This is a genomic window from Sulfitobacter sp. G5_S2_6_S6 (assembly GCF_054968505.1).
This window is the reverse complement of sequence record NZ_JBQKUI010000009.1, coordinates 1-18,863: the sequence shown is the minus strand read 5'-3', so window position 1 is coordinate 18,863 and position 18,863 is coordinate 1. Positions and strand designations below refer to the sequence as shown.

Sequence of the window (18,863 nt, the reverse complement as noted above, 5' to 3'; positions counted from 1 at the left end):
CCCTCAATGGACAGGTGGCCGAGTGGTCGAAGGCGCACGCCTGGAAAGTGTGTAGGCGGGAGACCGTCTCCAGGGTTCGAATCCCTGTCTGTCCGCCATACCCCCCTTACGATATATTCCGCTTCTACGGTGATCGGTTCCGACGCCCCGAACGGGTCGCCAGATGCCCGTTGGTTCGGGCGCGTCGATGACCGGTTACCTGAGCCTTTTCGCGGTCGCCTTTCTTGCAGCGACGATTCTACCGATGCAATCCGAAGCGTTGCTGGTCGGGTTGATGATCCACGGCCAGCACGGGGTTCTGGGGTTGCTGGCGGTTGCCACGGTGGGCAATGTCTTGGGGTCGGTGGTGAATTGGGGGCTGGGGCATGCGGTGCTGCGGTTCCAACACAAGCGCTGGTTTCCTGCATCCCCGTCGCAAATGGCGCGGGCCGAGATGTGGTATGCGCGCTATGGCCGCTGGTCGCTGCTGGTCAGCTGGTTTCCGGTTGTTGGCGATGCGCTGACCGTCACCGCAGGGGTGCTAAGAGAGCCGCTGTGGTCCTTCGTCGCAATCGTCGGCATCGGCAAGGCATTGCGCTATGGCGTGCTGGCCTGGGTGACGCTCGTGTGGATCGGCTGAGCGAAAGAGATCGAATAGCGCGTTGTCTTAAAACGAAAAAAGCGCCCGAGGGCGCTTTGTTTCCGTGATCGTCGTCTGGCGCTTAGCCGCCCCAGTTACGTACCTGACCGCAATCCATATGCACGAAGTTAGAACCGGAATAGCGACCAACACCGCCACCGTTACAGGCAATCGCCGCGCGTGCCATCTGGTTCACCGAACGCGATGCCAGACGCAGGTCAGCCGCCTGACCACGCATATGGAGGGAGTTCTTGGCCACACCGCGCGATCTGGAACGCAGCATCGCGTTGGTCTGCGGGCTGCGGTAGCCGGATAGAAGCATATAGGGCTCGGACACATCCAGAAGGTTATGCGACGCGGCCATGATGTCCACGGTGCGCAAGTCCATCGATTTGACGCCATCGGTACGCCAGTCACGCATGAAATAGTTCAGCTCGGATACGGCATCTTTGATGTAGTTGCCTTCGATCCAATAGATCATGTCGATGCGTTCGCCTGTCCGGCCGGAATACATCTTGATGCGACGAATATCGCCGGCCCCACGCAAAAATCCTGCTGCGTTTGCGAAGGTCGGTGCCGCTGCTACGGCCGTCGCTGCGAATGCGCCCAATACGGAGCGCCGGGTCATGCCCGAAGTGCTCTTACCAGTCATTGATTGTATGTCCCGTCTTCTGCCTTTGGTTCCATGATGTTACACGGAGTTTTCCATCGATCCCCAGATGCAACAATTTATGGCATAGCGCGATTCTTGAACCAAGTGCTGAATCGAAAAGGTTCCATCCATCAACAAATTTAGGCGAATTTTTGCGCAACCCTTAGTTGGTTGTTCATTTTTGCCACAGGGGCGATGCCGATAAGCATCAATTTATCCTTAGTTTTCAGTTCACGGGCATTGTTATTGGACAAGAGCATAGGGTTCCCTGCCTATCTAGGAAATCCAAAGCTCACCGATTTCGGGGGAATCAATGACTCGTATTTTAAGCATTCAATCGCGGAAATTTCGCCGCATGGCAGGTTTTCTGGGGGCTGCTGCCACAGCTCTGACACTCTTTACCGCGCCGCAACCCGCTTTTGCGCAGGTGACCGCGTTCAAACAGGCCGTTGCCGAAGCCGCCGCGCGGGATGAGGATATCGCCGCCTACTACCGGACCCACGGCTATGCACCGATCTGGACCGAAGCGACAGAGACACAGCGCGCCCGACGTGCCGCTCTTATGTCAGCGATCCGCGCGGCTGATTTGCACGGGCTGCCCGTCGCACGCTATGACCCCCAAGGGCTGATGGAAAAGCTCAAAAACGCGCAGACCCCGCGGGATCGCGGGCTGGCCGAGGTCGAGATGACGCGCGTTTTCCTGCAATACGCCCGTGATCTGCAAACCGGTGTGCTGGTGCCGTCGCGCATTGATCCGTCCATCGTGCGCGAAGTGCCATACCGCGACCGTCAGACCTATATCACCGATTTCATTTCTTCCGATCCCACGCCGTTCCTACGCAATCTGCGCCCGCGGACGATGGAGTATAACGCCCTGATGCGTGAAAAGCTGCGGATGGAGCATTTGCTGACCCAAGGCGGTTGGGGCCCCGCGGTGCCTGCACCCTCGCTCAAGCCCGGGGCGCAAGGCACGCAAGTGGTCGCGCTGCGCAACCGATTGATGTCGATGGGGTATCTGAAACGGTCCAACGTGATGACCTATGACGCCACGTTGCAAGAGGCGGTGCGCAGCTTTCAAAAAGATCACGGGCTGAATGAGGACGGCGTCGCTGGCTCCGGCACCATGGCCGAGATCAACAAGAGCGTCGAGACGCGGCTGCAATCCGTCATCGTCGCGATGGAGCGTGAACGCTGGCTGAACAAGGAACGCGGCGCACGTCACGTGCTGGTCAATATCCCCGCCTTCACCGCGTCCGTTGTCGACAACGGGCAGGTCACCTTCGAGACACGCTCGGTCGTGGGGGCGAACCAATCGGACCGGCTGACTCCTGAATTCTCGGATGTGATGGAATATATCGTCATCAACCCGACGTGGACGGTGCCGCGGTCGATCGTGACCAAGGAATATCTGCCGTCGATGCAGCGCAACCCCAATGCCGCGGGTCATATTGATCTGATCGATAACCGCGGCCGGATCATCAGCCGTGGGTCTGTGAACTTTAGCCGTTATACAGCGCGTACCTTCCCATATGGCATGCGCCAAAAGCCGGGGCGGACCAATGCGCTTGGGTTGGTGAAGTTCATTTTCCCCAACAAATACAACATCTACCTGCACGACACGCCCTCCAAGAGCCTGTTTGACCGCGACGTTCGTGCCTTTAGCCACGGCTGCGTGCGGCTCGCCGATCCTTTTGATTTCGCCTATACGCTGCTGGCCCCGCAAGCGGCTGATCCTGTCGCCTATTTCAAACGGCAACTGGCCACAGGCCGCGAGACTTTCGTCCATCTGGATACCGAAGTGCCGGTCCACATCATCTACCGCACCGCCTTCACCACACCGCGCGGCCATACGCAGTATCGCGCCGATATCTATGGTCGCGATGGCCGTATCTGGGATGCGCTAAGCAAGGCGGGGGTGGCATTGGGCGCGGTTCAGGGTTAACTCGTCCCTGATAAGGGGAGACCGCACATGACCTACACCATCCAACAGATCGCCGACGCGCTTGGCTTGCCAGCGGTCGGCGATACCTCCATTTCGATTGCCAAACTGGCAGAGCCGGCAGACGCGGGCCCCGACGATCTCGCGCTCGCCATGAGCCCCAAATACGCACAATCGCTGTCTGACGGATCGGCCCGCGCGGCCATGCTCTGGCCCGATGCCGATTGGCAAGAGATGGGGTTGAAGGCCGCCATCCTGCCGGACCGTCCGCGCTTTGCCATGTCGGGACTGACCCGCATGATGGATCCGGGGCAGGGGTTCGGGGCTGGCATCCACCCCTCCGCCGTTATTGATGAGACTGCCGAACTGGCCGAGGACGTCTCTGTCGGGCCATTGACGATTGTGGCGGCAGGCGCGAAAATCGGCGCTGGTTCTGTCATCGGGCCGCAGTGCTACATTGGGACAGACGCGGTTCTGGGTAAGAACGCCTATCTGCGCGATCATGTCAGCATCGGCGCGCGGGTGCGCATCGGCGATGATTTCATCGCGCAACCGGGCGCGCGGATCGGCGGCGACGGGTTTTCGTTCGTGACGGCTGAACCCAGCACGGTGGAACAGACCCGCAAGACCCTTGGTGATCGCGGCGACACAAAAGCGCAACAATGGACCCGTATTCACACCCTTGGAAGTGTGACCATCGGGAACGACGTGGAATGCGGTATGAACTGCACGGTTGACAGCGGCACCATTCGCAACACCGCGATTGGCGACGGCAGCAAGCTCGATAACCTCGTGCATCTGGGGCATAACGTCGTGGTCGGCAAAAACTGCCTGCTGTGCGGGCAGGTCGGTATCGCTGGTTCCGTGACCATCGGCGACAACGTCGTGCTGGGTGGTCAGGTGGGCGTCAGCGACAATATCACCATCGGCGACGGGGTGATCGCGGGCGGCGGCACCAAGATCCTGTCCAACGCGCCCGCGGGCCGGTCGTTGCTGGGGTATCCCGCGACGGAAATGGGCAAGCAGATCGAAGGCTACAAAGCGCTGCGCCGTTTGCCGCGCTTGCTTCGCGATGTGGCGGCGTTAAAATCCCAGATGGGCACCTCCAAAGACAGTGAGACAAGCTAGGGCCGAGGCATGGCCCGTTCTGACGGAGACTTAGGATGAACATCAAAGATCAGGTCATCAGCATTATCGCCGATCAAGCGTTTCTGACGCCATCGGATGTCACCATGAACAGCACGCTCGAAAGCCTTGGCATCGACAGCATGGGCATCGTCGAAAGCATCTTCGCGATCGAAGAGACATTCGACGTATCGGTGCCGTTCAACGCGAACCAGCCGGACGCCACCGGGTTCGATATCTCTAGCGTGGCCAGCATTGTCGCAGGGGTGGAACGGCTGCGCGCCGAGCAGGCCTGACGCGTGAAACGTGTCGTGATTACGGGTGCGGGCACGGTCAATCCGCTGGGATTGAACGTGCCCGATACGCTTGCGGCCATGCGCAACGGGGTGTGTGGAATCGGGCCGCTTGATTTCCGCGACGTGGACCGGCTGTCGATCAAGATCGGCGGTCAGGTCCATGGGTTTGACGGCGAAAGTCAGTATAACCGTCAGAAGATCGCGCTTTATGACCGGTTCACCCAGTTCACCCTTGCCGCCGCGGCGGAGGCGATCCGCCAATCAGGGCTTGAGTTCAAAGGAGAGCTCTCTGCCAAATCCGGCGTGGTGCTTGGCACGGCGGGCGGCGGGGTCAGCACATGGGACGATAACTACCGTGCGGTCTATGCCGAAGGGAAGAACCGCGTGCATCCCTTTGTGGTGCCGCGCCTGATGAACAACGCCGCCGCCAGCCATGTGAGCATGGAGCATCACCTCAAGGGGCCATCCTTCACCGTTTCCACCGCCTGCGCGTCCTCGAACCACGCGATGGCGCAGGCGTTTTCGATGATCCGCAGCGGAATGGCACCGGCGATGGTCACGGGCGGCTCGGAATCCATGATGTGCTTTGGCGGGGTCAAGGCGTGGGAAGGGCTGCGCGTGATGTCGCGCGACGCCTGCCGCCCGTTCTCGGCCAATCGCAATGGCATGGTGCAGGGCGAAGGCGCAGGCGTTTTCGTGTTCGAGGAGTATGACCACGCCCGCGCCCGCGGGGCTGATATCCTGTGCGAAGTATCGGGCTTTGCCATGTCCTCTGACGCGTCGGACATTGTGATGCCGTCCAAGGCGGGGGCCGCCCGCGCGATCAAAGGCGCGTTGGACGACGCCCGGATCAACCTGGAGGAGGTGGGTTATATCAATGCTCATGGCACGGGCACGGCAGCCAATGATAAAACCGAATGTGCGGCGGTGGCAGATGTGTTCGGCACCCATGCAGACCGGCTGATGATCAGCTCGACCAAATCGATGCATGGGCATCTGATCGGCGGCACCGGCGCGGTAGAGCTTTTGGCCTGCATCATGGCCCTGCGCGACGGGGTGATCGCCCCCACCATCGGCTACGAAGAACCAGACCCCGACTGCGCCTTGGATGTGGTGCCCAATGTGGCCCGCGATGCGCGGGTCACGGTGGCGCTGTCCAACGCCTTTGCCTTTGGCGGCATGAACGCGGTACTGGCGCTGCGCGCGATCTGACGGCTGCGGCCACCGCCCATGAAAAAGCCGCCCACGTCAAACGGGGCGGCTTTGTTGTCTCAACGGCCCGAGGGCCAAGCGTCTGCTTACCGGTCTTCAACAACCGAGGATTTGTCGAAGCTTGCGGTGAACCCGTCCAGCGACAGCGACAGTTCGACCTTCTGGTCAGGTGCCAGCGCGGGCACGATGGTGATCACGGCCTCTTTCCCGCGTTTGAACGCGGCGACATCGGCTTCGGTCAGGCCCATGCGGACGTAGCAACCAACGGGGTTACAGAAAGCGAAAGGATAGCGGCGCGCTTTGCCACCATCGACGGTCAGCGTCAGCTGCGAGGGCAGGGCCGTTTCCAACGGCACAACCACAGTGGCACCGGCTGTCGCCTTGCCGCCCGCTGGCAGGCGGAACAGCGAGAATTCGGCGACAGGCGCGCCTTGGCCATCATCCATCAGCTGGTACATCTGGCAGGGGTCGACATCTTCTTCGGTCTTGATGCAGCGCATCTCCCAGGCACCGATCACCTCTTTGGTGTAGGGCTTGCCCAGGGTCGGCTCCCCGTCGGCATCTTCACCAAGGCTCAGCTGCGACTGCACGTCGGTGCTGCTGCCGGTGGTGGTGTTTTCTTCCGTCGCGGGTGCCGCTTCAGCGGTCGGCTCCGCCGTTTCCGGGGCGTCTGTTGCTGCGGGTGTTTCCGTGGCTGCAGTCTGTGCGTAACCGGAAACGGGCATAGTCAGAGCCATCGCCGCGCAGAGAGGGAGAAGTGTGATATACTTTTTCATGCTCGTTCCAAATCAGTTAAATTCGACGCCATCTACCATGCGCCAATGCCAATGTCAGGACGATAGCGCTGAAACCATCGTGATTTAAGGCAAAATTTTGCCTATTTCATCAGGTTTTCACGGGGAAGAGGCCGGGCGCGGGGGGCTGAAATAGAAAAAAGGACGCGATGCGTCCTTTTCCCTGTTCTTCGTTCTCCCCATCGGACTTGGCCGACTTATTGAAAGCACGTTACGAAAGCATTCGGGCACCGTCAACATAAAATATCACAGCGGTTTCAAGCGCGTAAAACGGACCTCAAACGTAAAAAGGGCCGCACCCGAAGGCGCGGCCAAGTCTGACAGGGAGGAAGTGCCGCCAGCACGAAAAGGACATCACGACCGGCGACAAAATCACTATGGTGTGAAAAGGTTAACTTTGTATGCTCGCTCTGCACTTTGGCTGCAGGTTATTGGCCCAAAAGGAATTAAATACGTGACAAATGATATATTCATCGGCGGCGGTGGCGAAGACTACGCGACGAAACAGTTTCTCAACATCGGCTATGCCAACCGTCATGGATTGGTCGCGGGGGCCACGGGCACAGGCAAAACCGTCACGCTGCAAATCCTGGCCGAAGGGTTTTCCGCCGCAGGGGTTCCGGTGTTTCTGTCCGACGTCAAAGGCGATCTGTCAGGGCTGGCGCAGGCAGGCTCTGCCAGCCACAAGCTGCACAACCCCTTTTCAGAGCGCGCCCAGACCATCGGCTTTGACGATTTCGACTACAGCGCCTTTCCGGTCACCTTCTGGGATATGTTCGGCAAACAAGGGCATCCGGTGCGGACGACAATCTCGGAAATGGGGCCCTTGCTGCTGGCGCAGCTTCTCGATCTGACGGAGGCCCAGGAAGGTATCCTCAACATCGCCTTCCGCGTCGCTGACGAAGACGGGCTTCCGCTGCTGGACCTCAAGGATCTGCAGGCGCTGCTGGTCTGGATCGGGGAAAACGCTGCAACCCTGGAGCTGCGCTACGGCAATGTGTCGTCGGCCTCGGTCGGCGCGATCCAGCGGCGCTTGCTGGTGCTGGAAAACCAAGGCGCGGCTGATCTCTTCGGGGAACCTGCGCTGGCGCTCACCGACCTGATGCGCACAGACACGGACGGGCGCGGTTTTATCAATATCCTCGCGGCCGACCAGCTGATGCAGTCGCCCAAGCTCTACGCGACCTTCCTGCTGTGGTTGCTGTCAGAACTCTTCGAGGAACTGCCCGAGGTCGGCGACCCCGATAAACCCAAACTGGTGTTCTTCTTCGACGAGGCGCATCTGCTGTTTGACGACGCCCCCAAAGCGCTGGTCGACAAGGTTGAACAGGTGGCGCGGCTGATCCGCTCCAAGGGCGTGGGCGTGTATTTCATCACACAGAACCCCGCAGACGTGCCCGAAGATATCCTTGGCCAATTGGGCAACCGCATCCAGCACGCCTTGCGCGCCTTCACCGCGCGTGATCGCAAGGCGCTGCGCCTTGCCGCCGAAACCTACCGCGAGAACCCGCGTTTCGAAACCGAAGACGCGATCCGCGATGTGGGCGTGGGCGAGGCGGTGACCTCCATGCTGCAGAAAAAAGGGATCCCCGGCATCGTGGAACGCACCCTGATCCGGCCACCATCCTCGCAGCTTGGCCCGATCGATCCGGCCACCCGCGCCGCCCTGATGGCGCAAAGCCCGATGGCAGGGAAATACGACACCCGCCTTGATCGCGCCTCCGCGTTCGAAATGCTGGCCAAACGCGCCGAAGACGCCGCGAAAGAGGCAGCACAGGCCGAGGAGCAAGCCGAGGCCGAAGACACATCCCCCGCCTTGCGCGAATTCAATGCAGCGCGGCGCTATGCAGGCAAACGGGTCACGCGCTCTACCTCGAAACGCACGACCAAAAGCGACGACAGCTTTGGCGGAGCCATCGCGAGTGTGGTGATCAAGGAGTTGAAAGGCACAACCGGCCGGCGCATCGTGCGCGGAATCTTGGGCGGGTTGTTCAAAGGACGCTGAACGCGCTTCCAAATGGTCCTAAATCCTCGCCGAAGGCTGGCCTTATCCCGCAAGGAATAAGGCCTTTTCTTTTACTTCTCGGGGATCAACCCGCGCGGGCTGAACCGCAATACCAGCAGCAAGACCGCCCCCATCGTCATCAACCGCATATGCGCAGCGGATTCGATCAGGTGGTCTTTCAGCCAATAGCCGTCGGACATGCCCGCGGTGACCAATTGCATCAGCCACAGCCCCATGGGTTCAACCATCACCCAAAGGTACCACATCAGAAAGCCCCCCAGCACGGCCCCTAGATTGTTGCCGGACCCGCCAACGATCACCATGACCCAGATCAGGAAGGTAAAGCGCAGCGGCTGGTAGGATCCGGGCGTCAACTGGCTGTCCAGCGTGGTCATCATCGCACCGGCAATCCCGCAGATGGCAGAGCCGAGGATGAACACCTGCAGGTGCCGTGCGGTCACGTCCTTACCCATGGCTTCGGCCGCGACCTCGTTGTCGCGGATCGCGCGCAGCATGCGGCCCCAAGGCGAATTCAGCGCCCGCTGGCTTAGCCACATCAGCACCAAGAGCACCACGGCGAACAGACACACATACAGGAATTTCACCCAAAGCGTCGATGCCTCTACCGGGTTCAGTCCGAAGCCGGCCGCCTGTTCGACAAAGCCCGCGTTATTTTGCAGGTCGATCTCATAGGGGACGGGGCGCGGGATGCCGATGACGTTCTTGACGCCCCGCGACAGCCAGTCTTCGTTCTTGAGCACGGCGATGATGATCTCGGCGATGCCCAGGGTCGCGATCGCTAGGTAATCCGACCGTAACCCAAGCGCGGTTTTCCCGATCAGCCAGGCCGCTCCGGCTGCAAACAGCCCGCCCACGGGCCAGGCGATGATCACCGGCAGGCCAAGCCCGCCAAGATAGCCGGTGGTCGCGGGGTTCACGGCCTCGACCGCGCTCACCGATGGGTCGAGCAGGGCGCGGAAGATAAAGAACCCCGCCACCAGCACCACCAGAACAACCAGCGTGCGCAGCCATCCCTTGGCCATGCGTTTCATCACCTGAACCGCCAGAATGATCGTCGCGGCCCCCATCAGCAGGGCGGTGAGGATCCCCCAGCCCCCCGCGGACCATGCGCCTTGCGTGGGGGGCATGCCGATCAGCACAGCGGCCAGACCGCCAAGGGCGACAAACCCCATGATGCCCACGTTGAACAGCCCCGCAAAGCCCCATTGCAGGTTCACGCCAAGTGCCATGATGCTGGAGATCAGCCCCATCGCAATGATCAGCAGCGCCGCGTTCCAGCTTTGCGCCAGCCCGGTCAGTACGATCAGCAGCGCGACAATGGCGAAAAGAGCGGTGTTTTTCAGTGTCTCGTTCATACCGATTGCCCCTTGAACAGACCTGTGGGTTTGAACAGCAGCACGATCAACAAGATCACGAAGCTGACGGCGAATTTATAGTCGGTGGACAAAAGCTGCACCAAGCCGTCGGGGGCCATCCCCTCGGGTGCGAGGTAGCCAAAGACCTTTTTCCACGCATAGGTGATCGTCACCTCGGAGAATGCGATAACAAAGCCCCCCGCGATGGCCCCGATCGGGCTGCCAAGACCGCCCACGATCGCGGCGGCAAAGATCGGCAGCAGCAGTTGGAAATAGGTGAAGGGTTTAAAGGACTTGTCCAAGCCGTATAGCACGCCTGCGGTGGTCGCCAGACAGGCCACAATGATCCAGGTGATCATGACCACGCGTTCAGGATTGATGCCCGACAGCAGCGCCAGATCCTCGTTGTCAGAGTAGGCGCGCATGGACTTGCCCGAGCGTGTCTTGTTCAGGAACCAGAACAATGCGGCAACCACGATGACAGCCGTCACCACGGTCAGCCCTTGGGTCGTTTTGATCGCCAGACCTTCCTCAAGCCCCGTCATCTCTTTGAAGTCGCGGGCCGAGATGATGAAGCGTTCGCCATCCAGAAACCGTTGATCCTCTGCGCCGATGATGAAGCGGGTGATACCGTTATAGACGAATGTCACCCCCAGCGAGACGATGACAAAGATCACCGGCTTGGCCTTCTTTTCGCGGTAGAAGCTATAGACCAGCTTGTCTGTGCCGAGCAGCAGACCGATGGTGATGATGATCGCAAAGGGCAGCGCCAGCAAGGCGGTCGGAAGGACCCCCAGGCTCAGCCCCAGCGACTGGAAACCCCAGGTGATCAGCACGGCGGACATCGCGCCAAGCGCCATCGTGTCGCCATGGGCAAAGTTCGAGAACCGCAAGATGCCATAGACCAGCGTCACCCCAAGCGCACCAAGCGCCAGCTGCGACCCGTAGGCGATGCCCGGAACCAGCACATAGTTGGCCAAGGCGATGAAAGCGTTGAGTAAATCCATTATTTGCATGTCCCTAGATAGCTGATGACAATCGGCCCATCAGCGTAATGCACGGTATAACGGGAGGCCCCGTCGGTGGCGATGCTCAGCAGGTGGCGGGCATCAAACCCACCCCCCGTCAGGGACAGCGCCTTGACCTGTTTCGTGCCGGTCATGTCGACGGTTTCGGCGTCGCTGACCATTTGTGATTGAACCGTCAGCGCATCGGCAGAGGCTCCGCCTGCGTTGCCGGTGATGTCGGGGGTGAACTCTGTCTCGGTGCAGGGCTCGTTTTCCACACATTCCCAAGTAAAGCGGCAGGCGATTGCAATCGTCTGCTGGAAGGGCTCTGCGGGGGTCGTGGCGGCTGCGGCGGTCGGGGCTGTTGCTGCGGTCGTGGCAACGCTGTCCTGCGCCAAGGCTGGCGCCGTGGTTGCCAATAGGGCCATCGGAAGGGTCCATCGCATCGCTTAACCCCCCAGAAAGGATTTGCGAACTTCGGGGTCTTCCAAAAGTTCTTTTCCCGTGCCGGTAAAGGCATTGGCCCCTTGCACCAGAACATAGCCCTTATCCGCAATTTCCAGCGCTTGGCGGGCGTTCTGTTCTACCATCAGGATCGGGATACCGGTCCGCGCGACCTCGATGATGCGGTCGAATAGTTCGTCCATCACGATGGGGGACACGCCAGCGGTGGGTTCGTCCAGCATCAGCACCTTCGGCTGCGTCATCAACGCGCGGCCCACCGCGACCTGCTGGCGTTGCCCGCCCGACAGTTCGCCCGCGGCCTGATAGCGCTTTTCCTTGAGGATCGGAAAAAGGTCATAGACCTGCGCCATCGTATCACGGAAATCATCGCGGCGGATGAACGCCCCCATCTCGAGGTTTTCTTCCACCGTCATCGAAGTAAAGATGTTCGAGGTCTGCGGCACGAACCCCATGCCCTTGGCCACACGGTCTTGCGGCGACAGCGAGGTGATGTCTTCGCCGTCCAGCCGCACATGGCCCTGGCGCACGTCGAGCATGCCAAAGACCGCCTTCATCGCCGTGGATTTGCCCGCGCCATTGGGGCCGACGATGACGGCGATCTCACCCTTTTCGACGGCGATGGTGCAGCCGTGCAGGATATCGGGGCCCTTGCCATAACCGCCCGTCATCGTGTCGCCGATCAGGAAGGGGCCCCCCGGTGCGGGGTGGCTTTTGCCGCCCCCTTTGACCGGCTGCGCGGTGCCTTGCCCTTTGGGGTTCGCGATCGACAGGTCCTTATTGCCCCGGTCGCCGTATGGGTTGCTCATGTCAGTCTCTTTCATTCGGTGTCCAGGGCTGCCGCAGGGATGGGCGCGGCGCAGGATATCTCATCCGCACATGTGTCGCGCAGCATCATGGCCACCTCAAAGGACATCTTGTCCATTTCATCCAAAGGCATTGTGTCGGTGGTATCGAGATACAGCATTATCCGCGCTGATCCGACATCCGACAACATGACCGCGCTCATGGTGCGGTCGCCGTCGATCTCGTCATATTGCAGGTGGCGCAGGGTCGTGCCCATCGGGGTGTCGATCCGGTCGACCTTCAGCACCTCGGGGGCAGGGCCGCCATCCGCCGCGATCCAGGCGCTATAGGTCTCGTATTGCTCTTCCAGCGTCGAGGTGCCGTCGGCGATGTCGTACCCGGGCCATTCTTGGGTGAAGTTCAGGATCACCTCGCCCAGATAGCGGGTGGAGCCGTCGCCGACCGTGTCCCAGGTTGCTTCTTCCCACGGGGTGCCCCGATCGCACATCCAGACCTGCGCCGACAGCTGCGCACAGGCCGCAGCGGCCTGCGGCAGGGCAAATCCCGCGCAGAGCGTCAATGCGGTGGCCATCCGTCTCATGCAGACACGGCCTTGTTCTTGAGCCCGGTGCCCAGATAGGCCTCGATCACCTGTTCGTTGGCCTTGATCTCGGGCAGGGTGCCTTGAGCGAGAACTTTGCCCTCGGCCATACAGATCACCGGATCACACAGACGGCCGATGAAATCCATGTCGTGTTCGATCACGACAAAGGTATAGCCGCGTTCCTTGTTCAGACGGATGATCGCGTCACCGATGGTATTGAGCAGCGTGCGGTTCACACCGGCCCCGACCTCGTCAAGGAACACGATCTTGGCGTCGACCATCATGGTCCGCCCCAGTTCCAGCAGCTTTTTCTGACCGCCGGATATCTGACCCGCTTTTTGCTCGGCCAGATGTTCCACCGTCAGAAACTCAAGCACCTCGTCCGCTTTGGCGCGCAAGGCGCGTTCCTGATCGGCGATGCGCTTGCGCCCGAACCACGTGTTCCATAGCGTCTCGCCCGCCTGATCGCCGGGCACCATCATCAGGTTCTCGCGGCAGGTCATCGACGAAAATTCATGCGCGATCTGGAAGGTCCGCAGCAGCCCTTTGTGAAACAGCGTATGGGGGGGCAGGCCGGTGATATCCTCGCCGTCCATCGTCACGCGCCCCGAGGTCGGTTTGAGCACCCCCGCGATCACGTTGAATAGCGTCGTTTTGCCAGCACCGTTCGGGCCGATCAAACCGGTGATCGTGCCTTTGCCAATGGTCAGATTGGCCCCGTCCACGGCGTGGAACCCGCCGAAATGTTTATGGATGTCGTCTACGACGATCATTTTGTAGTCTCCCCGTGCGGTGCCGAAGCCCCGTTGCAAAAACAGCCCGGTCGCAATGCACCGGGCTGTTTTCTGTCACGTCATGTGATGTTAGCGGTATTGAACCGTCGTGATCTTGCCGTCTTCGATCTTGATCTGACGGTAGCTGCCAGCGGATTCACCGGGGCCGATCAGTTCAACCGCGGTTGCGCCTTCATAGTCGACTTCGCCGCCGTCCTTGAGGATTTGCAGCGCTTTGGCCAGCTCACCCGGATAGATCTTTTCGCCGGGGGCGTTCGCAACCGACATGACCTGATCCTTATAGACCTGCGGATCGGAAGACCCTGCGGCCTGCATCGCCAGCATCAGCAGCGCCGCTGCGTCATAGCTTTCCGGTGCGAAGGGCGATGTGGTATCGAAGGCACCGTCGACCAGCGCGGTGAACTTGTCAGCGCCGGGGCTATCGGTGCCGGGGTGCTGGCCGGTGGAGCCGTCCAGCTCGGAGCCGAAGTTGTTTTCAAGGTTCGCCGCGATCATCCCGTCGGGGAAGTGGAACGTGTCGAACGCGCCTGAATCAATCGCCGCACGCACAACGCCCGATCCACCCTGATCGACGTAGCCCGCAACCACCAGGCGATCGCCACCGGCAGAGGCCAGCGCGCCAACCTCGGCAGAGTAATCGGCCTTGCCGTCTTCATGTGCGGCAGAGATGGTGATCGTCCCGCCCGCGGCTTCATAGGCCTGCTGGAACGCGTCCGCCAAACCCTTGCCGTAGTCGTTGTTGGTATAGGTGACCGCGACTTCCTTGATGCCTTCTTCCATCAGCACCTCTGCCATGACCTCGCCCTGACGGGCGTCGGAGGGGGCAGTGCGGAAGAACAGACCATCGTCTTCCATCGTGCTCAGGCCGGGGGATGTGGAGGATGGCGAAATCATCACCATGCCGTTGGGCAGTGCCGCGTTTTGCAAGATCGCGCCGCTCACGCCAGAGCAGGCCGCGCCCACAATGCCGTTGATCCCTTCAGCGATCAGGCGTTCCGCACTGGATACCGCAAGCGCGTTATCGACGCAGCCCGTGTCCGCGCGCGAGGCGGTGACTGTCGCCCCGTCCATCAGCATGCCGCTGTCGGTGACTTCTTTCATGGCCAGCTCGGCGCTGGATGCCATGATGCCGGTCAGCGATTCAATCGGGCCGGTGTAGCCAAAGATCACGCCAAGCTTCACGTCCTTGCTATGCGCGTCGGCATAGGCATTGGTGGCTAGCAATGCTGCAGCCGTTGTGGCCATAAGCATCTTTTTCATGTTTCTCTCCCTGTTGAACATGGTGTTCTGCGCCAGAGCCTATGCGGCGATTTTGGAAAAGAAAAGCGTTATCCCTAGGTAAAGTGGCGCAAGATGATGTGGATCGACGCTTTGTCTGCGCTAGGTTTGCAGGGATAGGTTGTATGAAGGGGGAAAGCCATGTTTCGCGGGGGGATGATAGGTCAAGCCGCACGGGCCATCGGGGCGTTGGTCATAGCCGGATCGCTCATGGGCGCGTCGGGCGTTGGCGCGCAAGAGCTGCAGATTACCCAGCAGGTGTCAGGGCTGGAGACGCCTTGGGCGATGGCGATTTTACCGAATGGGGACGTGCTGGTCACCGAACGCGACGGCCGCTTGCTGCGGGTCCGCGAGGGGGCTAGCCAAGAGGTTGCGGGTACCCCGCAGGTCGTTGACGCAGGGCAGGGCGGCTTGCTGGACATCACGCTGGCACGGGATTTTGACAGATCACGCACCGTGTTCCTGACCTATGCCAAGGCGCTTGAAGGCGGGGCCGGTACCGCGCTTGCCGCGGCAGAGCTGTCGCAGGATGGTGCGCGGCTCGAAAATCTACGCGATCTCTTTACCATGTCACGCGGGTCTGCCGCCGGTCAGCACTTTGGGAGCCGCGTGGTCGAGGCGCGCGATGGCACGCTGTTCGTCACCGTCGGAGAGCGTGGCGACCGCCCCGCGGCGCAGGATCTGGGGCAGCACAACGGCTCTGTCGTGCGGGTGAACCGTGACGGTACTGTGCCCGCCGATAACCCGTTTGTCGGGCGTGACGACGTGCTGCCGGAAATCTGGTCCTACGGGCATCGCAATCCGCAAGGGGCAGCGCTTGATCTGGAGGGCAACCTGTGGGTGTCAGAACATGGGGCGCGCGGCGGGGACGAGGTTAACGCGGTCCGCAAGGGCGCGAATTACGGATGGCCGGTGATTTCCTTCGGGCGTCACTACTCCGGTGCCAAGATCGGCGAAGGCACCGCGAAGAAGGGGATGGAGCAGCCCGCCTTCTACTGGGACCCGTCTATCGCGCCCTCGGGGTTGCTGGTCTATTCGGGCAAGATGTTTCCCGACTGGCGGGGCGATATCTTCATAGGCTCGCTCAAGTTCAATTATATCGCGCGGCTACAGGGCGACCCGCTGGCCGAGGTGGCGCAAATCTCTACCCCCGCCACGGCGCGGGTGCGCGACATCATAGAGGCACCGGACGGCGCGATCTGGTTTATCTCTGTCGGGAACGGGGCGGTGTACCGGATCAGTAACGATTAGGCGACAGGCTTGGCCGCATGCGACCCGCGCTCGCGGTAAGGCGTGGTGTTATAATGCGCGCGGTAGCATTTGGAAAAATGCGACGGCGAGGCAAAACCACAGGCCAGCGCCACGTTGATCACGCTCATATCCGTTTGCATCAGCAGGTTACGCGCCTTTTGCAGGCGCAGTTCCATGTAATAGCGTTTGGGGCTTCGGTTGAGGTAGCGGCGGAACAGCCGTTCAAGCTGCCGCGTCGACATGCCGACATCGCGCGCCAATGAGGACGGGCTGATCGGCTCTTCGATATTGGCCTCCATCATCTGGATGACCTGACCCAGCTTGGGATGCCGCACGCCGATACGGGTGGGCACCGACAGACGCTGCGTGTCCTGGTCCGTGCGGATGGAGCTATAGATCAGCTGGTCGGCGACGGCATTTGCCAGATCCTCGCCCAGATCGTCGGCAATCAGCTTGAGCATCAGATCGATCGAGGATGTCCCGCCTGCTGTCGTCATCCGGTTGCCGTCCACCACAAAGACCGATTTTGTCAGGGTGACGTCCTCGAAGTCTTCGCTGAAACTATCCTGATTTTCCCAGTGGATCGTGGCTTTCTTCCCATCCAGCAATCCGGCCTTGGCCAGCGTAAAGGCGGCCGTGCACAGACCGCCGACCATCATGCCCTTGCGGGCCTCCCGGCGCAGCCATCCCAGCAGCTTCTTGGTCGTCGCCGCCTGCACGTCGATGCCGCTGCACACCACCAGCGTGTCGTCGCGGCCCAGATCGTCCAGATCGCCGTCCAGCGTGAATTCCGCCCCTGCCGAACAGCGCACGCGCCCGCCATCCTCGCCGATCAGACGCCAGTCATAGGCCGGACGACCCGCCATGCGGTTGGCGATGCGCAGACATTCCACCGCGGAGGCAAAGCTGAGCATGGTGAAGTTTTCCAGCAGCACAAAGACAAAGCGCCGTGTCTTTTCAGCGTCAGGAAGAATGCGGTTGGCCAGACGGGTGTCGCTCATCACGTCGCCTTTCAGGTTTGCGTTATACGTTGGGGCAAAGTGGGCGCTGCCCTCAAAAACCTGCCAAAAACCTTGCCCACGGGCGGGGGCGAAGGTCAATAGGGTGAATTTCGGTTCTGGTCACTTGGGCCAGACCTTTATATACCACAATTTCACAATGTTTGCGCCTGACACTTCGGGCGCTGCGGACTTCGGAGAAAAATGATGACCGATTGGACAAAATCAAGCTGGCGCGACAAACCGCGGATCCAGATGCCCGACTATCCTGATCAGGACGCGCTGCGCGCGGTCGAAGCTGAATTGTCCCGTTATCCATTGTTGGTCTTTGCGGGTGAAGCGCGGCGGCTGAAAAAGCATCTGGCGGCGGCGGGCCGTGGCGAGGCGTTCTTGCTTCAGGGCGGCGATTGCGCCGAAAGCTTTGAACAATTCAGCAGCGATATGATCCGCGACACCTTCAAGGTGATGTTGCAGATGGCCATCGTGCTGACCCACGGTGCCAAAGTGCCGGTGATCAAGCTGGGCCGCATGGCGGGTCAGTTCGCCAAGCCGCGTTCAGCGCCCACTGAAACCGTGGATGGGGTGGAACTACCAAGCTACCGCGGTGACATCATCAACGAGCTCGCCTTTACCGCCGACGCCCGTATTCCCGACCCTAAAAAGATGCTGCGCGCCTACACACAGGCCGCCGCGACCCTGAACCTGATCCGGGCGTTCTCGACCGGCGGCTATGCCGATGTGCATCAGGTGCACGGCTGGACTTTGGGCTTTACCGAAAGCGAAAAGGCGGAAAAATACCGCGAGATCGCGAACCGCATTTCAGACACGCTTGATTTCATGGCGGCGGCGGGTGTCACGTCCGAGACGGCGCATACCCTGCAATCGGTGGAATATTATACAAGCCACGAATCGCTGCTGCTGGAATACGAAGAGGCACTGTGCCGTCAGGACAGCCAGACCGGCAAATGGCTGGCGGGCTCGGGTCATATGATCTGGATCGGTGACCGGACACGTCAGCCTGATGGCGCGCATGTGGAATTTGCCCGCGGCGTTCAGAACCCCATCGGTCTGAAGTGCGGCCCGACGATGACCAGCGATGACCTCAAGCTGTTGATGCACAAGCTGAACCCCGAAAACGAAGAGGGTCGCCTGACCCTGATCGCGCGTTTCGGGGCCGGCAATGTGGGGGAACACCTGCCGCGTCTGATCAAGACCGTGCAGGAAGAGGGCGCGAATGTCGTCTGGACCTGTGACCCCATGCATGGCAACACGATCAAATCCTCAAGCGGCTATAAAACGCGGCCCTTCGATTCCGTGCTGCGTGAAGTGCGTGAATTCTTTGCGGTACATGGGGCCGAGGGCACCGTGCCCGGTGGTGTCCACTTTGAGATGACCGGTCAAGATGTGACAGAATGTACCGGTGGTGTCCGCGCCGTTCAGGACGAAGACCTGTCGGACCGCTACCACACCGCCTGCGACCCGCGCTTGAACGCCAGCCAGTCGCTGGAGCTTGCCTTCCTCGTGGCCGAGGAACTGTCGGCACGCCGGGCGAACCAACAGGTCAAAGCCGTCGGCTAACTGCCGCAGCTCATGCAATAAGGAAGGCCGCGCATAACATCATGCGCGGCCTTTTTCTTTTTGCTGCATCGGGGTGCGTCCCATCGG

Annotated in this window: 18 protein-coding genes and 1 tRNA gene; 9 read left to right on the top strand and 10 right to left on the bottom strand. The window is 60.7% G+C overall.

All coding sequences use genetic code 11. The annotated features are described in order from the left end of the window. Positions 1-8: 8 nt before the first annotated feature. Together ACTRWK_RS13945 and ACTRWK_RS13940 are read left to right on the top strand one after the other, a co-directional pair. Positions 9-98: transfer RNA gene (locus ACTRWK_RS13945), tRNA-Ser, on the top strand. A 65-nt stretch (positions 99-163) separates the two neighbouring features. Further along, a complete protein-coding gene (locus tag ACTRWK_RS13940) occupies positions 164-619 on the top strand; it encodes a YqaA family protein (protein ID WP_306284903.1) in 456 nt (151 codons plus the stop codon). A gap of 82 nt (positions 620-701) precedes the next feature. Here ACTRWK_RS13940 and ACTRWK_RS13935 read toward each other — a convergent pair whose 3' ends face one another. Then, positions 702-1,247 carry a YcbK family protein gene (locus ACTRWK_RS13935; RefSeq protein ID WP_005853653.1) on the bottom strand — a complete coding sequence of 182 codons (546 nt, stop codon included), beginning with the start codon at positions 1,245-1,247 and terminating at the stop codon, positions 702-704. Positions 1,248-1,626: 379 nt separating this feature from the next. On the opposite strand from ACTRWK_RS13935, the gene ACTRWK_RS13930 reads away from it, so the two are divergent. From ACTRWK_RS13930 to ACTRWK_RS13915, 4 genes are read left to right on the top strand one after another with little or no spacing between them, the layout of a single operon-like run. After that, the gene (locus tag ACTRWK_RS13930; protein ID WP_289081080.1) at positions 1,627-3,213 is read left to right on the top strand and encodes a L,D-transpeptidase family protein; all 1,587 of its coding nucleotides are present in this window, start codon (positions 1,627-1,629) and stop codon (positions 3,211-3,213) included. 27 nt (positions 3,214-3,240) lie between these two features. Further along, on the top strand, positions 3,241-4,338 hold the full coding sequence (gene lpxD / locus ACTRWK_RS13925) for a UDP-3-O-(3-hydroxymyristoyl)glucosamine N-acyltransferase (RefSeq protein ID WP_037944324.1): 1,098 nt from the start codon (positions 3,241-3,243) through the stop codon (positions 4,336-4,338). A 35-nt stretch (positions 4,339-4,373) separates the two neighbouring features. Continuing rightward, positions 4,374-4,631, top strand: coding sequence for an acyl carrier protein (locus tag ACTRWK_RS13920; RefSeq protein WP_009824672.1), 258 nt, complete (start codon positions 4,374-4,376; stop codon positions 4,629-4,631). Between the two features lie 3 nt (positions 4,632-4,634). Next, the gene (locus tag ACTRWK_RS13915; RefSeq protein WP_289081081.1) at positions 4,635-5,843 is read left to right on the top strand and encodes a beta-ketoacyl-[acyl-carrier-protein] synthase family protein; all 1,209 of its coding nucleotides are present in this window, start codon (positions 4,635-4,637) and stop codon (positions 5,841-5,843) included. Between the two features lie 86 nt (positions 5,844-5,929). Here ACTRWK_RS13915 and ACTRWK_RS13910 read toward each other — a convergent pair whose 3' ends face one another. Beyond that, positions 5,930-6,568 carry an invasion associated locus B family protein gene (locus tag ACTRWK_RS13910; protein WP_289081082.1) on the bottom strand — a complete coding sequence of 213 codons (639 nt, stop codon included), beginning with the start codon at positions 6,566-6,568 and terminating at the stop codon, positions 5,930-5,932. 523 nt (positions 6,569-7,091) lie between these two features. Here ACTRWK_RS13910 and ACTRWK_RS13905 point away from each other — a divergent pair. Beyond that, positions 7,092-8,642, top strand: coding sequence for a helicase HerA-like domain-containing protein (locus tag ACTRWK_RS13905; RefSeq protein WP_289081083.1), 1,551 nt, complete (start codon positions 7,092-7,094; stop codon positions 8,640-8,642). Positions 8,643-8,713: 71 nt separating this feature from the next. Here ACTRWK_RS13905 and ACTRWK_RS13900 read toward each other — a convergent pair whose 3' ends face one another. From ACTRWK_RS13900 to ACTRWK_RS13870, 7 genes are all read right to left on the bottom strand, one after another. Next, positions 8,714-10,018: a branched-chain amino acid ABC transporter permease gene (locus ACTRWK_RS13900; RefSeq protein WP_005853637.1), complete on the bottom strand. Its 1,305-nt coding sequence runs from the start codon at positions 10,016-10,018 to the stop codon at positions 8,714-8,716. Then, positions 10,015-11,025, bottom strand: coding sequence for a branched-chain amino acid ABC transporter permease (locus tag ACTRWK_RS13895; protein WP_005853635.1), 1,011 nt, complete (start codon positions 11,023-11,025; stop codon positions 10,015-10,017). Before ACTRWK_RS13895 ends, ACTRWK_RS13900 begins: the two co-directional genes overlap by 4 nt. Further along, positions 11,025-11,453 carry a hypothetical protein gene (locus ACTRWK_RS13890; protein WP_289081084.1) on the bottom strand — a complete coding sequence of 143 codons (429 nt, stop codon included), beginning with the start codon at positions 11,451-11,453 and terminating at the stop codon, positions 11,025-11,027. Before ACTRWK_RS13890 ends, ACTRWK_RS13895 begins: the two co-directional genes overlap by 1 nt. Before the next feature lie 21 nt (positions 11,454-11,474). Continuing rightward, a complete protein-coding gene (locus ACTRWK_RS13885; protein ID WP_081781256.1) occupies positions 11,475-12,296 on the bottom strand; it encodes an ABC transporter ATP-binding protein in 822 nt (273 codons plus the stop codon). Between the two features lie 11 nt (positions 12,297-12,307). After that, positions 12,308-12,874, bottom strand: a complete 567-nt coding sequence (locus ACTRWK_RS13880) for a hypothetical protein (RefSeq protein ID WP_289081085.1) — start codon at positions 12,872-12,874, stop codon at positions 12,308-12,310. Continuing rightward, positions 12,871-13,650 carry an ABC transporter ATP-binding protein gene (locus ACTRWK_RS13875; protein WP_005853630.1) on the bottom strand — a complete coding sequence of 260 codons (780 nt, stop codon included), beginning with the start codon at positions 13,648-13,650 and terminating at the stop codon, positions 12,871-12,873. The genes ACTRWK_RS13880 and ACTRWK_RS13875 overlap by 4 nt, the downstream gene beginning before the upstream one ends. Before the next feature lie 90 nt (positions 13,651-13,740). Further along, positions 13,741-14,931 carry an ABC transporter substrate-binding protein gene (locus ACTRWK_RS13870; RefSeq protein ID WP_005853628.1) on the bottom strand — a complete coding sequence of 397 codons (1,191 nt, stop codon included), beginning with the start codon at positions 14,929-14,931 and terminating at the stop codon, positions 13,741-13,743. A gap of 159 nt (positions 14,932-15,090) precedes the next feature. Between ACTRWK_RS13870 and ACTRWK_RS13865 the strand changes: the two genes are divergently transcribed. Beyond that, positions 15,091-16,200 carry a PQQ-dependent sugar dehydrogenase gene (locus ACTRWK_RS13865; protein WP_462843961.1) on the top strand — a complete coding sequence of 370 codons (1,110 nt, stop codon included), beginning with the start codon at positions 15,091-15,093 and terminating at the stop codon, positions 16,198-16,200. On the opposite strand, the gene ACTRWK_RS13860 is transcribed toward ACTRWK_RS13865, so the two are convergent. Beyond that, positions 16,197-17,201 carry a GlxA family transcriptional regulator gene (locus ACTRWK_RS13860; protein WP_180827738.1) on the bottom strand — a complete coding sequence of 335 codons (1,005 nt, stop codon included), beginning with the start codon at positions 17,199-17,201 and terminating at the stop codon, positions 16,197-16,199. The two genes, ACTRWK_RS13865 and ACTRWK_RS13860, sit on opposite strands and share 4 nt — an antisense overlap. A gap of 204 nt (positions 17,202-17,405) precedes the next feature. Here ACTRWK_RS13860 and ACTRWK_RS13855 point away from each other — a divergent pair, with 204 nt between their 5' ends. Further along, the gene (locus ACTRWK_RS13855; protein ID WP_039912024.1) at positions 17,406-18,776 is read left to right on the top strand and encodes a class II 3-deoxy-7-phosphoheptulonate synthase; all 1,371 of its coding nucleotides are present in this window, start codon (positions 17,406-17,408) and stop codon (positions 18,774-18,776) included. Positions 18,777-18,863: the final 87 nt, after the last annotated feature.

Coding starts and splice junctions, on each gene's coding strand:
- ACTRWK_RS13940 (WP_306284903.1), top strand. CDS start 164: ATGCCCGTTGGTTCGGGCGCGTCGATGACCGGTTACCTGAGCCTTTTC.
- ACTRWK_RS13935 (WP_005853653.1), bottom strand. CDS start 1,247: ATGACCCGGCGCTCCGTATTGGGCGCATTCGCAGCGACGGCCGTAGCA.
- ACTRWK_RS13930 (WP_289081080.1), top strand. CDS start 1,627: ATGGCAGGTTTTCTGGGGGCTGCTGCCACAGCTCTGACACTCTTTACC.
- lpxD (WP_037944324.1), top strand. CDS start 3,241: ATGACCTACACCATCCAACAGATCGCCGACGCGCTTGGCTTGCCAGCG.
- ACTRWK_RS13920 (WP_009824672.1), top strand. CDS start 4,374: ATGAACATCAAAGATCAGGTCATCAGCATTATCGCCGATCAAGCGTTT.
- ACTRWK_RS13910 (WP_289081082.1), bottom strand. CDS start 6,568: ATGCCCGTTTCCGGTTACGCACAGACTGCAGCCACGGAAACACCCGCA.
- ACTRWK_RS13900 (WP_005853637.1), bottom strand. CDS start 10,018: ATGAACGAGACACTGAAAAACACCGCTCTTTTCGCCATTGTCGCGCTG.
- ACTRWK_RS13895 (WP_005853635.1), bottom strand. CDS start 11,025: ATGGATTTACTCAACGCTTTCATCGCCTTGGCCAACTATGTGCTGGTT.
- ACTRWK_RS13890 (WP_289081084.1), bottom strand. CDS start 11,453: ATGGCCCTATTGGCAACCACGGCGCCAGCCTTGGCGCAGGACAGCGTT.
- ACTRWK_RS13885 (WP_081781256.1), bottom strand. CDS start 12,296: ATGAGCAACCCATACGGCGACCGGGGCAATAAGGACCTGTCGATCGCG.
- ACTRWK_RS13880 (WP_289081085.1), bottom strand. CDS start 12,874: ATGAGACGGATGGCCACCGCATTGACGCTCTGCGCGGGATTTGCCCTG.
- ACTRWK_RS13875 (WP_005853630.1), bottom strand. CDS start 13,650: ATGATCGTCGTAGACGACATCCATAAACATTTCGGCGGGTTCCACGCC.
- ACTRWK_RS13870 (WP_005853628.1), bottom strand. CDS start 14,931: ATGAAAAAGATGCTTATGGCCACAACGGCTGCAGCATTGCTAGCCACC.
- ACTRWK_RS13865 (WP_462843961.1), top strand. CDS start 15,091: ATGTTTCGCGGGGGGATGATAGGTCAAGCCGCACGGGCCATCGGGGCG.
- ACTRWK_RS13860 (WP_180827738.1), bottom strand. CDS start 17,201: ATGAGCGACACCCGTCTGGCCAACCGCATTCTTCCTGACGCTGAAAAG.
- ACTRWK_RS13855 (WP_039912024.1), top strand. CDS start 17,406: ATGACCGATTGGACAAAATCAAGCTGGCGCGACAAACCGCGGATCCAG.